The sequence below is a fragment of the Aureicoccus marinus genome (assembly GCF_002954325.1).
Classification (GTDB): domain Bacteria; phylum Bacteroidota; class Bacteroidia; order Flavobacteriales; family Flavobacteriaceae; genus Aureicoccus; species Aureicoccus marinus.
Genome location: NZ_MQVX01000001.1, coordinates 2022581 through 2036038, shown reverse-complemented (window position 1 = coordinate 2036038; position 13458 = coordinate 2022581). Strand labels below are relative to the sequence as shown.

At 42.8% G+C, this 13458-nt stretch carries 13 protein-coding genes and 1 pseudogene; all 14 read left to right on the top strand.

Going from position 1 to position 13458, the window contains the following annotated elements; genetic code table 11:
• The first annotated feature begins 7 nt into the window (after positions 1-7).
• The 14 genes and pseudogenes from BST99_RS14670 to BST99_RS09410 all read left to right on the top strand — a co-directional run bounded on the left by BST99_RS14670 (position 8) and on the right by BST99_RS09410 (position 13380).
• Positions 8-280: a hypothetical protein gene (locus tag BST99_RS14670; protein ID WP_245916230.1), complete on the top strand. Its 273-nt coding sequence runs from the start codon at positions 8-10 to the stop codon at positions 278-280.
• On the top strand, positions 253-1059 hold the full coding sequence (locus BST99_RS09465) for a sensor histidine kinase (RefSeq protein WP_245916229.1): 807 nt from the start codon (positions 253-255) through the stop codon (positions 1057-1059). Before BST99_RS14670 ends, BST99_RS09465 begins: the two co-directional genes overlap by 28 nt.
• A 1-nt stretch (position 1060) precedes the next feature.
• Positions 1061-1366 carry a histidine kinase gene (locus BST99_RS09460; RefSeq protein ID WP_105001583.1) on the top strand — a complete coding sequence of 102 codons (306 nt, stop codon included), beginning with the start codon at positions 1061-1063 and terminating at the stop codon, positions 1364-1366.
• A gap of 13 nt (positions 1367-1379) precedes the next feature.
• Positions 1380-2078 carry a LytR/AlgR family response regulator transcription factor gene (locus tag BST99_RS09455; protein ID WP_105002484.1) on the top strand — a complete coding sequence of 233 codons (699 nt, stop codon included), beginning with the start codon at positions 1380-1382 and terminating at the stop codon, positions 2076-2078.
• A 72-nt stretch (positions 2079-2150) separates the two neighbouring features.
• Positions 2151-2444: an STAS domain-containing protein gene (locus BST99_RS09450; RefSeq protein WP_105001582.1), complete on the top strand. Its 294-nt coding sequence runs from the start codon at positions 2151-2153 to the stop codon at positions 2442-2444.
• 250 nt (positions 2445-2694) lie between these two features.
• Positions 2695-3060 (top strand): response regulator, encoded by a 366-nt coding sequence (locus BST99_RS09445; protein WP_105001581.1) that lies wholly within the window; start codon positions 2695-2697, stop codon positions 3058-3060.
• 36 nt (positions 3061-3096) lie between these two features.
• Complete coding sequence (locus BST99_RS09440) at positions 3097-4338, top strand: sugar transferase (protein ID WP_146106258.1); 1242 nt, start codon at positions 3097-3099, stop codon at positions 4336-4338.
• A gap of 2 nt (positions 4339-4340) precedes the next feature.
• Positions 4341-5087: a TolC family protein gene (locus BST99_RS09435; protein ID WP_105001580.1), complete on the top strand. Its 747-nt coding sequence runs from the start codon at positions 4341-4343 to the stop codon at positions 5085-5087.
• 12 nt (positions 5088-5099) lie between these two features.
• Positions 5100-7331 carry a GumC family protein gene (locus BST99_RS09430; protein WP_146106257.1) on the top strand — a complete coding sequence of 744 codons (2232 nt, stop codon included), beginning with the start codon at positions 5100-5102 and terminating at the stop codon, positions 7329-7331.
• On the top strand, positions 7331-7492 hold the full coding sequence (locus BST99_RS14370; RefSeq protein WP_181044200.1) for a hypothetical protein: 162 nt from the start codon (positions 7331-7333) through the stop codon (positions 7490-7492). Before BST99_RS09430 ends, BST99_RS14370 begins: the two co-directional genes overlap by 1 nt.
• Positions 7493-7565: 73 nt before the next feature.
• Complete coding sequence (locus tag BST99_RS09425; RefSeq protein ID WP_105001578.1) at positions 7566-9020, top strand: O-antigen ligase family protein; 1455 nt, start codon at positions 7566-7568, stop codon at positions 9018-9020.
• A gap of 6 nt (positions 9021-9026) precedes the next feature.
• Positions 9027-9968, top strand: a complete 942-nt coding sequence (locus BST99_RS09420) for a glycosyltransferase family 2 protein (RefSeq protein ID WP_105001577.1) — start codon at positions 9027-9029, stop codon at positions 9966-9968.
• A 23-nt stretch (positions 9969-9991) separates the two neighbouring features.
• A complete protein-coding gene (locus BST99_RS09415) occupies positions 9992-11932 on the top strand; it encodes an LruC domain-containing protein (RefSeq protein WP_105001576.1) in 1941 nt (646 codons plus the stop codon).
• Between the two features lie 96 nt (positions 11933-12028).
• Positions 12029-13380, top strand: a pseudogene (locus BST99_RS09410) (UDP-glucose dehydrogenase family protein).
• Positions 13381-13458 lie beyond the last annotated feature (78 nt).

The following is a 13458-nucleotide window of genomic DNA, read 5'->3' as shown; positions in this document are numbered from 1 at the left end:
GAAAGAAATGCACAGCCTGCTAAAAAGACAGATACGCAAGTTTCTTCCGGATGAGTTTCAAGATCATCCGGGGCTGCAGGCTATGCTCGATTCTATCGACAAGTCTTATACCGACTTTGAAGATAAACTCAGCATGATCCATCGGGCAACCCAGTTGAGTTCGAAAGAGTTGTGCGAAGCGAATCGCCGCTTGAATCGAGAAGCAGTAAGCCAGAGAAAAATTCTTCAGGCCTTGAGCGAGGCGGTTGCTTCATGGAAAGTAAAAGCGAAAAACAGTTGAATTGTGAGGTGGTATTCGATCCTCAAAAGCTGGTGGAAGACATCGAAAAGCAGACCCGGAAAATTGTAGAAATTAACTACGAGAAGGATGTGCTGATGAAGAGTCTGGAGGAACAAAATACCTCCTTGAACAACTATGCACACATGGTTTCGCACGATTTGAAATCCCCCATTCGAAACGTCTATTCTCTGGTGACCTGGGTGTGCGAAGACCACAAGGCTCAGTTAGGGGAAACAGGTGAAGCAAATTTTGAACTGATCTTCCAGAACCTCAAAAAGATGGACAGTTTGATCGATGGTATTTTGCGTCATGCCACCATCGATTCTCTGGAGGATGAAATACGCGAAGTGGATCTGAATAAATTGATTCAGGAGATTGAAAACACCGTCTACATTCCGGAGAATGTAAAACTCCTGATCGATGATGAATTGCCCGTTCTGAATACCAGTAAATACCGGATCGAGCAGTTGTTTAAAAACCTTATTACCAATGCGGTATCAGCCACGGAGCACAAGGAAGATGGCACCGTTGTTATCGATGCTCGACAAGACAGGAACAAGTGGTTATTCAGCATCAGTGATAATGGCAAAGGTATTCCTGCCCATCACCAGAAGGGTATCTTTGATATGTTTAAAAAATTAGAAAACGATGCCAATGCCACCGGGATTGGGTTGGCGCTAGTCAAGAAAATTGTAAATTACTACAAAGGAGATATCTGGCTTTCTTCTGAGGAAGGAAAAGGGACCACCTTCTTTTTTACGATACAAACTAAATGGTAACATGGAGCAACCTACGTTGGATTACATTCAGGAAATCTCTGGGGGGAATACAGAGTTTGAGCAGAAGTTTGTGACTGTTTTGCAAGACGAATTTCCTAAAGAAAAGGAAGCTTACCTGGAATTTTTAGGCCAGGAAGACCTAGAAAAAGCTTCGAGCGTGGTGCACAAAATTAAGCACAAATTTGGAATCCTGTGCATGCATGACAGCTACCGCTTAGCGGTCAGCTATGAAGAAGAATTAAAGGAAGGTCAACGCGAGTTAGAGAAAGAGTTTACCGCAATACTAGAGGCTGTACATGCTATATAAAAAAATTGTAAAGATGAAGGGTATTATTGTAGATGACGAGTCAACCGCAAGGGAGATCATGTTGGAAATGTGCAAGGCCATTCCAGAAGTGGAAATTGTGGCCCTGTTTCCCAATGCGATCGAGGCACTGAAGTATGTTAACCACAACCCTGTGGATTTGATCTTTTTGGATATTCACATGCCCGGAATGACTGGGATTGACTTTGTTCAGACCTTAAATGATGCTCCCAAGATCGTCCTGACAACCTCAGATACCAATTTTGCGATAGAGGCTTATCAGTATGATTTTATTGTGGATTATCTGGTAAAACCCATTCCGAAGGACCGATTTGAAACAACAGTAAAGCGCCTACGTAGAGCCTTTATTGAGCCCTTGGAGAATAGAGAAGAAACAACAGGAAATCAGGAACTCTATATCAATATTGATCGCCGTTTGATCAAACTCAGGTTCGATAATATTCTCTATATCGAAGCCAAAGGTGACTATATTCACATCAAAACGGTTAAGGAAGAGTTTCGCGTACACTCTACCTTGAAAAAGATCAATGATAAACTGCCAGATCGCCTCTTTATGCAGATCCACCGATCCTTTATCATCAACTTCGCGAAAATAATCGACATCCAAGACAACAGTGTGCTGATCGATCGTCAGGTGATTCCCATCAGCCGTTCCAATCGTCCTGTTTTAATGCAACGATTGAATCTATTGTAAAAAAGTAGGATAAAGATTACAGTAAAGAGAGGGTTTCACGTTATATTGTGGGTAATTCTTAATTCTCCGTCTATGGCTATTGAAATTCTTGAGCACAAAGGTATATTCGAAATCTTCGGAACTCTCCGCGCGCACAATCTCGGTGCCTTACAGATTTACTTTGATTTGATGATTGAGAAGTACGATGATTTAGTGATTCGTCTTGATCGCTTGGAGGAACTGGATGTTTCTGCTGCACTTTATCTTGAAAAGCTTCACGAAAAGGCCCGAAGTATGAATAAAAGGGTCACGCTTGTCAGCCAAGAGAATCCGGAGGTCGAAAGAATTCTGCTGCTGACCGGTACACTATACCTCTACACCGAATAGGACTCCCCTTCTTTTTTAGCCCCGATTTACCTTGAGGAAAATTCTGTTTATCAGGTCTTCTACAAGTTGTTTATGCCTGTTGTTGACTGATTGAACAAAGCAACTCAAAGGGGGGAATAATACGTACATAAAAAGCTATACAACGAGTAATAAAATACTTACAACAGGCTATTCGCGGTTGACAACAATGAATTCCTCGGTTGTGCTATTTATCCTACATTTCTGGCCCTAATAAAATTAAAACCGAGCTATGAAAATTTTGGTAGTGGACGACAAACAATCATTGAGTGATTTAGTAGCTCAGTTCTTAGGACAGACCTACCATGTGACCACCGTTGAAAATGGGATGCAGGCCTTGGTCTCTCTTCATGGAGGAAATGTACCTGATCTAATCATTACTGACTTGGAAATGCCTGAAATGGATGGCTTTGAATTGATCAAGCAGTTAAAAGCATCAGGTCTCTTTTCAGATATTCCAATTATTGTGTTGAGTTGTAGAGACAGCAGCGCTGACCGCATAAAGAGCTTGCAACTCGGAGCAGACGACTTCTTGGTTAAACCATTTAATCCAGAAGAACTTCTGATTCGTGTCGACAAATTGGTGATTCGTCAATAGGCCTGAATTCGTCACCTCCAAAAACATCCTGAACTTATGGAAGTAATTCAATCACAAAAGACCAACCTGCTATACGTTGGAAAGAACGCAGACTCTTATATGGCCTTGGCCGAAGAGAAATCGGACTTACTCAATATTTATGTTGCCGAAAATACGGTATCGGCTATTAAATGGTTGCATTACAACAGCAACCTTCAGGGAACTTCCTGGGTGGATACCGATAAATGTGTTGACGGAATTCTGTGCGAACGAGGAGATTCGCTATGCGAGGTGCGCGAAATGATCACTTACGTCCGAGAAAACTTCAAAGAAGGAGGCCGTATTCCGGTTTTGGTTTTCGGTCCATACGAAGACCGCGTCGAAAAACTCAGTGCTTTGGAGCACGGTATTGACGACTGGTTTGACAAAAGCCCAAAACCTCGTCAAATGGTAGAGCGCATCAACTTTTTGAAACAGCTCAAATCCAATTTAGCGCATCAAAAAATTGGAGAAGCTCTTCAGTCGAAATCAGAGTACAAGATTGGATTTTTTAAGAGGGCTTTTGACGTTTTTGTCGCTACCTCGGCCTTGCTAGTGATTGCTCCCTTTTTACTGTTGGTTATCCTGGCGATTCGCCTAGAATCCAAAGGTAAGGTGTACTACATTTCTAAGAGAGTCGGAACCGGATATAAAATATTCAACTTTTTGAAATTGAGATCAATGTATCCGGATGCCGACAAGCGCCTGCAGGAGTTTCAGCATTTGAATCAGTACGATCACGACGAAGACAAGGAGGAAGATAAGGAGGTGGACCTGGTAAACGGATACGCTGCAGAACCAGATGGGATTACCCTGATTAGTGATGAAGATGAGGTGGACGAGAACGAATACAACCGCCAAAAGAAATATTCTGCCGAAAAGGCCTTTGTGAAGTTTGAAAATGACCCCCGAATCACAAAGGTCGGGAAGATTATTCGCAAACTCAGTATTGATGAATTACCGCAGTTGATCAATGTCTTAAAAGGCGATATGTCGATTGTAGGAAATCGCCCGTTGCCCTTATATGAGGCTGAAATGCTGACGACCGATGAATGGACAGATCGTTTTAATGGCCCAGCGGGGATCACCGGTTTATGGCAGGTAGAGGCCCGGGGACGCAGTTCCAAAATGTCAGCCGAAGAAAGAAAACAATTGGATATCAAATACGTGGAATACGCTAATAGTCCTTGTGCCTTCTTAATCGACATGTGGATTTTCTTGCGAACGTTTAAGGCTGTATTTCAGAAAGAGAATGTTTAGGAATGAGGAATAAGTTCTGGGTTTGGATTTTCGTTCTGTATTTGGGAACAGGGGTTGTGCATGCGCAATCCCTTAACGAGTTTGTGGTAGATGGGTTAGAAAAGAATGATCTAGCCAAGAACTTACCTCCACTCGATACCTTGATTAAAATGGCCAAAGCGAACTCGCCGAGGCTGAAGTTCTTCGACGCAGATTACGAGTTTTGGGATGGGCAGATTACCCTTGCGCGTCGCGCATGGCTTCGCAATATCAATTTAGAAGCTGGTTACGGTTATGGAATATTTGACAACCTGAGTAATCAGCAAATTGCTGGAGATCCGGGAAGTCAAACGCTCTTTTCTTCAGAGCAAAGTCGGTATACCGTTGGGGCATCCATAAAGTTACCTCTCTCCTCGGTTTTTAATCGCAACCGCGAAATCAAAAATGCCAAAGCTGAGGCTAAAAAGTCTCAGCACCAGAAGGAATATGCTGAATGGGAGCTGGAGCAACTGATCGTCAAACAATACAATGATCTGTTGAAGGCTCACCGCCTCTTTTTTATCAATGCCTCTATTGTGGAATCCTACAAACTACAATCCATTCGGGCCGAAAAGGATTTTAAAAATGGGGTTATTAATCTAGCGGATTACACCCGTTTGCAGCAAATGTTGAATCAGGCCATTCGTGCTTATGAGTCCCAGCGGGCTGAGTTTTTGATCGCCTTTAAGGCTTTGGAAGGAACGGTAGGAATTCAAATCGAAATGTACTAGCGGAATAGAATTATGAAGTTCAATTTGCTCTTTTTTATTCGTTTATTACTCCGGCATATGGCCCTGCTCATCATTGTGCCCATCTTTCTGGCTGCCCTGGTATTTCAACTAACGAAAAATGAGCCCAAGATTTTCAATTCAAAGGCTCGGGTATATACCGGTATTGCTTCTGGATCCACTATTGAACTGAACAAAACTAAGCTGGATTTTAGGGCGACCAATACCGCTTACGACAACCTTTTGAACCTGATCAAGGCACGAACGACCATCGAGTCGGTTGCCTTGAAATTGTTTGCTCAGCATATTGTACTCGACAGTGCAGATACCCGTGTTATTTCGCCTACTAAATTTTCTGAATTACAGCAGCTCGTTCCGCAGGAAGTAAAGGATTTGGTGGTAAAGGACAATGTACAAAAGACGTACGAAAATCTTTTGACCTACAAGAATAGAAATCACACAAATTTCCTGTATGAACTTATCAATAAAGAACACCCGGATTACAGTATTGAAAGCATTCGTGGTCGCATTAGTGTTCGCCGTATTCTTTCCAGTGATTTTGTGGATATCGAATTTGAGTCGGAAGACCCGGCAATCTGCCAAAATACACTGCTTATCCTAGCGGATATTTTTGTCAAATTAAACGCTGAGATCAAGGTGAATCAAACCGATGCAGTGGTTAAGTACTTCGAAGGGCAATTGGCCGGTTCAACCCAAGATCTGCGCAAAGCGGAAGATGATCTTTTGGCCTTTAACCAGACCCACAACATCATCAACTACTACGAGCAGACCAAGTACATCGCTTCGGAGAAAGAGCACTTTGAGCTTGAGTACCAAAAAATACACATCAAGCATTATGCCGCCAAGGCCGTCATCGAAACACTAGAAGCCAAGCTAGCAGCTCACCAAAAAAGAGTCCTCAACAGCGAGCAGATGGTGGGTTTAAGAAATGAGTTGGGCAATGTCAATTTTGAAATCTCCATGAAGTCTTTAAATCTGGAGAGTGATTCCATTAAAAAAGTACAGCACGCCAAGGATTTGATTGATTTAACAAAACGTGCCAATGAAATTAAGACCCAACTCAGTTCAGAAGTTGATCAGATGTATAGCCTGGATTATGACGAAAAGAGCGTTGCTTCGACCACTATTTTGGCCGATTGGTTGGCGAATACTATTGAATTCGAAGGAACGAAGGCTCAGTTAAAGGTGATGGACCAAAAACGTCAAGAGTTCAAAAAGCTCTACCAGGTTTTCGCTCCTCTAGGAGCGACCATGAAACGCCTGGAGCGCAAAATCGATATTGCGGAGCGGGAGTATTTGAGTCTACTACATAGCCTAGGTCTGGCCAAGTTAAGGCAGCAGAATGTGGAGTTGAAATCAAACCTCAAACTGATTGAAGTTCCATTTTTCCCTATAAATCCAAAGGCGAGTAAGCGCATGATGCTTGTGTTTATTGCTGGGATGGCCGGTTTCATAATGGTAGCCTTTACCATTTTAATTCTCGAGTTCCTCGATGGAAATATTAATACAGCACAGCGTGCGAAAGAGAAGATTGGTTTGGAGGTTTCTTCCATCTTCCCGGTGATCAATTACAAGAGTAAAAAAATGGATTACAGTTACTTAAAGAACAAGGCTGTGAATGCCATTTCTCGTAATATCATGCTCAACCAATTCAAGAAGGAAGGGCAGGAGGGACCGGTGGTTAATATGTTCTTTTCTACCCAAGAAGGAGAAGGAAAGACTTTTATCTGTGATCACCTGATTTCTAAACTCTGTGAGTTGGATTACAAGACTTTACACATCACCTACGATCCGGAAGATTTCCGTTTGCCCAAAGAAACGTACCGATGTTTACAATACACCATCAGTGATCAATTGTACAAGATTGCTGGCATGCACGAATTCGATCCGGAAGGATTGATTGAGGATTACAATACATACGACTTTGTGATACTTGAAATCCCTGGAATCATCCGTAATCCCTTCCCGGTAAAGCTGGCTTCGACTATGGATTTCACCTTCCTCATAACTCGAGCAAACCGCTCCTGGTCTGTAGCGGACATGAATTCTCTGAGACTATTCAACGAAGCGACTACAGGACCAGAACCGTCCATTATTCTAAACGGGGTGAAAGTACTCGAAATGGAGACGGTCATTGGAGACCTTCCCAAGAATCGTTCATTGATCCGACTCTTTATTAAGAAAGTGGTCCAATTCCGCTTTTTCACTAAAAAATCTGTGACCTAATGATTGGTAAAATCAAGAACATACTAGAAGTAAAGAATGTCTCTTCCTTGCTGACCAAAATGGTTCTTGAAGCACGGGGCTTGATCAGTTTTATTTTGTTGACCCAAAAGCTTATGACGGGTAGTTGGGAATTTATCAAAAACTTTAAGTCGGTGGAGTGAGTGTATTTCAACCCACATATCAGCCCAAACGGGACTCCAAGGCCAACCCTTTTTACCGAACCTATGGAACGGATTGGTTGAAGGAACCCCTGCCCATTCTCATCCTGATTTGCTGTGCACTTGGGTGGGGCACTTGACAGCGACCAAGGGACTCATCGCAGGGATCGGTATGATCATTTTACCGATTGGGGTGGTCTACATGGCGGTACTTTTCGCCAAACCCAAATTGGGACTGCTCACCATCTTTGTTTTGAACTTTCTCGTTCTGGGCCTTGGCCGGTATGTGCCCATGACCTGGGGGCTATTAATCGATGGTTTGCTCTTTATGATCTACTTGGTCTTGTTTTTCAAGGCCTTTAAGATTAAAGTGCCGTGGAATAAAGCTCGGTCACAAATGACTTTACTGGCTGCAGTATGGATGGGCTATGCCCTATTTCAGGTGGTCAATCCAGAAGCGGTCAGTTTCATGGCTTGGTTATACGCCATGCGAGGTTTAGCCTTGTACCAATTTATGATTGTTCCCCTTTTGTTTATCCTTTACAACAAACCCAAGGACCTTAAGATGTTTCTGGTGATCTGGGGAATAATGTCTTTTTTGGGAACCATGAAAGGGTTTCAGCAATTTGCTTTTGGCCTGGACCCTTTTGAACAAGAATGGCTAGATAACGGAGGAGCTTTAACTCATTTACTTTTTGGGAAACTTCGCATTTTCAGCTTTTTTTCTGATGCAGGTCAATTTGGTGCTTCTCAAGGTCATGCGGGAGTGGTTTTTGGTATACTGGCAATTTTTACTAGAAGTACACGCTTTAGAGTCTTCTGCCTTTTGGTTTGTCTGGCGGGACTTTATGGCATGATGATTTCTGGAACACGAGGCGCTATTGCCGTCCCTGCTGCTGGTGGGATAATGTTTTTGATTTTGCGTAGGAACATTCCTATACTTATCGCTGGTATCCTCCTAGGTATAGGCGTTTTTGTTTTTTTTAAGTATACCACCTTACTGCAAAGTAATTATGAGATACGCCGCATGCGAACGGCCTTTGATCCAAACGATGCTTCCCTGCAAGTCCGACTGGACAATCAACGTAAGCTCAAAACTTATTTGGCCTCCAGACCTTTTGGTGGGGGTATTGGATCAACCGGAAGCTGGGGAGAGCGATTTACTCCTAATACATATTTGGCTAATGCTGAAACAGACAGCTGGTATGTGATTATTTGGACAAACACTGGAATAGTTGGTCTTTGTCTGCATTTGTTTATCCTTTTTTTCATTTTGATTACAGGGGCCTATAACGTCATGTTTAAAATACAAGACAGCTGGCTTCGGGGACAAATAGCCGCACTGGTCTGCGGCATGTTTGGAATCATGGTTGCTTCTTATGGCAATGGTGTTTTTGGCCAATTTCCTACCTGCATACTTATGTATACGGGTATGGTCTTTATGTTCATTGCCCCTGGTATGGATAAGGCGATTATGGAGAGGGAAGCTCAAAGAGAAGAACAAGAACTCAGCGAACAGGCACTTAAATAATGACTTATGGAAACGAAAGTCCCTTTGGTGTCTATTATCACCATCAATTATAACGATTCAGCGGTCACCATGGACCTCTTGGATTCATTGAGAAAGATCAGTTACCCTGCCTTGGAAATCATTGTGGTAGATAATGCTTCTCCTTCCGATGATCCAACTACAATAAAGGAATCTTACCCAGAAGTAAAACTCATCTTAAGTGAAGAGAACCTCGGCTTTGCCGGAGGCAATAATCTGGGTATCAGAGCCAGTCATGGGGATTTCCTCTTTTTTATCAACAACGACACTATTGTGGATGATGGATTGATTGAGCCTCTTGTCGAGACTTTACAAAAAGATCTGGAGATTGGAATGGTCAGCCCTAAAATCAAATTTCACTGGGACCCTTCTTTGATCCAGTACGCAGGATACTCCCCTATGAACAAATGGACTATTCGCAATAACAGTATTGGCTATCACCAGAAAGACAATGGTCTTTTTGATATTCCGGGAGAGACCGAATCCATTCATGGGGCCGCCATGATGGTTCCTCGTCGAGTATTAGAACAAGTGGGAATGATGACAGAAATTTATTTTCTCTATTACGAGGAACACGATTGGGCGGAAATGATTAAACGGGCAGGCTATAAGGTATACTATCAACCCAAGGGTTTCATTTTACACAAAGAATCTTTAGCCACTGGAAAAAACAGTTCACTGAAGACTTATTACATCTCCAGAAATCGAATCCTTTTTGCACGACGAAACTTCAAAGGACCCCATTTGATGATCAGCTTATTGTTTCAGGCCCTGGTTTCTATTCCCAAGTACACGCTCACTTTTTTGCTCAACGGTCAGACAAATCACCTGATAGCTTTCTGGCGTGCCGTTTTGTGGAATCTCACTCATTTTAAGATTGATAGGAAAACAAGAATACTTCGAAAGAGACTACTAACCTCCACCGCTTAATAGGTGATTTAACTATAAGTAATATGAAAACAAAGAATTATTTCATTCTATCTTTTATCGGACTCTTTTTGATCTCATGTGTAAATGAAAGTGATTTGGTAAAAGGAAATCCTGAAATCCCAGCGGATGCCTTTGCCGATTTGGACGTTGGAGATGATTTTAACTATGCGACAAGTAAAAAAGTAAGCGTACAATTAGAAGTTCCTGTTTTTCTTTCTAATGCCGTGGTGACCTTATACGTCAAATCGGGAAACCAGGATAGCTTGGCTGTGGCTCGTGGCAGTTTTAACTCGTCAGGACAATTGGTTAAAAACCTGATTGTTTCTGCTCGAGCGGACAGTTTATTGATTTTTTCTTCATATGCCGGTCTAATCAATGAAGTTCGTTTGCCTATTGAAGGGAGTCAGTTAACCTTTGATTATCGTTCTTTATACGAGCGTCAAGAGGGAGGGGCTAAGCATGCAATTCACAATCAGCCATCTAAAGGTGTAATCAATCAAAATGGGAACCCTATTTTTTCTTATCACGATACGTATAACGGAATTGGAGTTCCGGATAATTTGGCCTTTCCCGATGTTTTACAGCAGAATCTACTGGATGATTTGAATGCCTCACTTCCTGAATATTTTCCTGGAGGTATACCCTATTCTAATCCTGAATTTTTAGCCGGTAAAGAAACCAATCTGATCTTGACTAAGGATGCTGATGTTTGGGTGACGTTTGTGTCGGAAGGGGCTGGCTACCGAAACAGTCTGGGTTATTATACCTACACTTTAGGACAGGAGCCCGACTCAGTAGAAGAACTAGACCATTTGATTGTCTTCCCTAATTCGAGCATGGTGGGATCAGGTGGTGGGCTGGTCCCTGGTGATCGTGTTTATCTTGGAACCTTCCCGGCGAATACTGTAATTGGTTGGTTTTTGGTTGCTAATGGCTGGAACGGTTTGGAGACTACGCAGGGGCGTGGGGTTTATTATTCTATCCCGGATTTTAATCCTGAGAGCGTTGAAGACAAAAGAACCCATATGGTGCTCTTATACGATGAAGCCAGAGAAATCACCTTTCTAGGCTTTGAGGATTTAAGAAGGGATATCGCAACAGACGATGATTTTAACGATGCGGTATTCTATGCCCGTTCTAATCCGGTGGATGCTATATCAATTGGTAACCTGGCCCAGCTTGAAGTCGCTAATGATAGCGACGGAGACGGAGTAAATGACGAGTTGGATGACTTTCCTTTTGATCCGAATCAGGCCTTCAATAATTATGCTCCGGGGGCTAACTCTACAGGAAAACTAGTCTTTGAGGATCTGTGGCCTAATCAGGGGGACTATGACTTTAACGATTTGGTGGTAGACTACAACTTCAACAGTATTGCCAACGCAGATAATTTGATTACCACCTTAGAAGGTAGTTTCACCATTGAGCACATTGGAGGAGCATTTCATAACGGTTTTGGCTTCATTTTACCGATCAGCCCCGACAATATCGCTTCTATCACCGGCCAGAATCTAAATGGCGGTTATGAGACGGTTTCTGCGAATGGCACAGAGTCCGGAACGGCGGCCGATGAAACGGTTGTGCTTGTAGTAGGGGATGCCTTTGATTTGGAAGGACAAACCCTGGATATTACCATCACCTTTGTCAACCCTCAGGACCAGAGTGACTTAGGAGACGTTCCCTACAACCCCTTTATCATAGTCAATGGAGAACGCTCCAGAGAAGTTCACTTACCCGATTTACCTCCAACATCCAAGGCAGCTGGTTTAGGAACGCAAGATGATTTTAGTGATTCAACCCAAAACCGTTACTACAAGACCTCTACAAACTTACCCTGGGCAATGAGTATTTATGACAATTTCACTCTTTCGCCAGAGAGAATTCCTATTACCATTCACTATCCTCGATTCGTGAACTGGGCGAATTCAGGGGGTACACAGGACCTGGATTGGTATATCAGATAACAACATTAGTATAGGCTTTCACAACAATAATTACGGGAATAGTGTGTGTAGGATAATATTTACATAGAAGAATCTAAAACGCTTAAAAACAACAATATGAATATCACAGTAGTAGGGACAGGGTATGTTGGTCTGGTAACCGGAACTTGTTTTGCAGAATCGGGAATCAATGTGACCTGTGTCGATATTGATAAAGAGAAAATCGAGAAGTTGAAAAAAGGGCACGTGCGATTTACGAGCCCGGATTGGATGCCTTGCTCGAAAGAAATATTGACAAGGGCCGTATCCATTTTACAACGAGTCTTAAAAAGGGCATTCAGGATTGCGATGCTGTTTTTATTGCGGTGGGTACTCCGCCAGACGAAGATGGTAGTGCGGACTTAAAGTATGTATTGGGTGTTGCCCGTGAAATCGGACAGCACTTGGAAGAATACAAAGTGATCATCACCAAAAGTACTGTTCCGGTCGGGACCTCTTATAAAGTGAAATCAGCTGTTGAAGAAGAACTGGAGAAAAGAGATATTCGTATTCCTTTTGATGTTGCTTCTAACCCGGAATTCCTTAAAGAGGGAAGTGCTGTAGACGATTTCCTCAAACCGGATCGTATTGTCGTTGGGGTTGAGTCCAAGCGCGCTGAAAAGGTGATGCGTCGTTTGTACAAGCCTTTTTTGATGAACGGTCACCCGCTTTTGTTCATGGATATTTTCTCTTCAGAAATGACCAAGTACGCCGCAAACTCTATGCTGGCAACCAAGATTAGTTTTATGAACGATATCGCCAACCTGTGTGAAAAGGTAGGTGCTAATGTTGACTTGGTGCGCAAAGGAATCGGTTCTGATGGCCGAATCGGAAACAAATTCATCTACCCTGGAACGGGGTATGGAGGTAGTTGTTTCCCCAAAGATGTTCAAGCCCTTGTTCGTACAGCGGACGAATACGGCCACTCTTTAGAAGTTCTTAAAGCAGTTGAAGCGGTGAACTACCGTCAGAAAACCATTTTAGTCGAAAAAATTAAAATGCATTTTGGGGATAACCTGAAAGACAAGCATTTCGGTATGTGGGGCCTTTCATTTAAGCCTAAAACGGATGATATGCGAGAAGCTCCAGCCTTGGTGATCATTAATGCATTGAGGGAACTGGGTGCCACTGTGTGTGCCTATGATCCGGTTGCGATGGAGGAAGCCAATCGTCTTCTCGGGGATAGAATCCAGTATGCAAAGGACCAATACGACGCTGTGATCGATGCTGATGCCCTTATTGTGGTAACCGAATGGTCGGAGTTTCGCATGCCAAACTTTCGTGTCATGGAAAAATTAATGAACAACAAAACCATTTTTGATGGACGTAATATTTACGACATGGAAGAAATGCGTGATTTGGGCTTTGATTACTACAGTATTGGTCGCGAAGTTGTTCGGCAGCATGAAGAAGAATCAGTAGAAAGCTAATGACTCTGGGAGCATCCAACTAGTGACTTCTATCTTTTTTGTTTTCAGCAAAATGCCCGGCAACTCTGATAAATAAAT

Excerpts from the sequence above, each read along its gene's own strand:
- BST99_RS14670 (WP_245916230.1), top strand. The coding sequence starts at position 8 with ATGCACAGCCTGCTAAAAAGACAGATACGCAAGTTTCTTCCGGATGAG.
- BST99_RS09465 (WP_245916229.1), top strand. The coding sequence starts at position 253 with ATGGAAAGTAAAAGCGAAAAACAGTTGAATTGTGAGGTGGTATTCGAT.
- BST99_RS09460 (WP_105001583.1), top strand. The coding sequence starts at position 1,061 with ATGGAGCAACCTACGTTGGATTACATTCAGGAAATCTCTGGGGGGAAT.
- BST99_RS09455 (WP_105002484.1), top strand. The coding sequence starts at position 1,380 with ATGAAGGGTATTATTGTAGATGACGAGTCAACCGCAAGGGAGATCATG.
- BST99_RS09450 (WP_105001582.1), top strand. The coding sequence starts at position 2,151 with ATGGCTATTGAAATTCTTGAGCACAAAGGTATATTCGAAATCTTCGGA.
- BST99_RS09445 (WP_105001581.1), top strand. The coding sequence starts at position 2,695 with ATGAAAATTTTGGTAGTGGACGACAAACAATCATTGAGTGATTTAGTA.
- BST99_RS09440 (WP_146106258.1), top strand. The coding sequence starts at position 3,097 with ATGGAAGTAATTCAATCACAAAAGACCAACCTGCTATACGTTGGAAAG.
- BST99_RS09435 (WP_105001580.1), top strand. The coding sequence starts at position 4,341 with ATGAGGAATAAGTTCTGGGTTTGGATTTTCGTTCTGTATTTGGGAACA.
- BST99_RS09430 (WP_146106257.1), top strand. The coding sequence starts at position 5,100 with ATGAAGTTCAATTTGCTCTTTTTTATTCGTTTATTACTCCGGCATATG.
- BST99_RS14370 (WP_181044200.1), top strand. The coding sequence starts at position 7,331 with ATGATTGGTAAAATCAAGAACATACTAGAAGTAAAGAATGTCTCTTCC.
- BST99_RS09420 (WP_105001577.1), top strand. The coding sequence starts at position 9,027 with ATGGAAACGAAAGTCCCTTTGGTGTCTATTATCACCATCAATTATAAC.
- BST99_RS09415 (WP_105001576.1), top strand. The coding sequence starts at position 9,992 with ATGAAAACAAAGAATTATTTCATTCTATCTTTTATCGGACTCTTTTTG.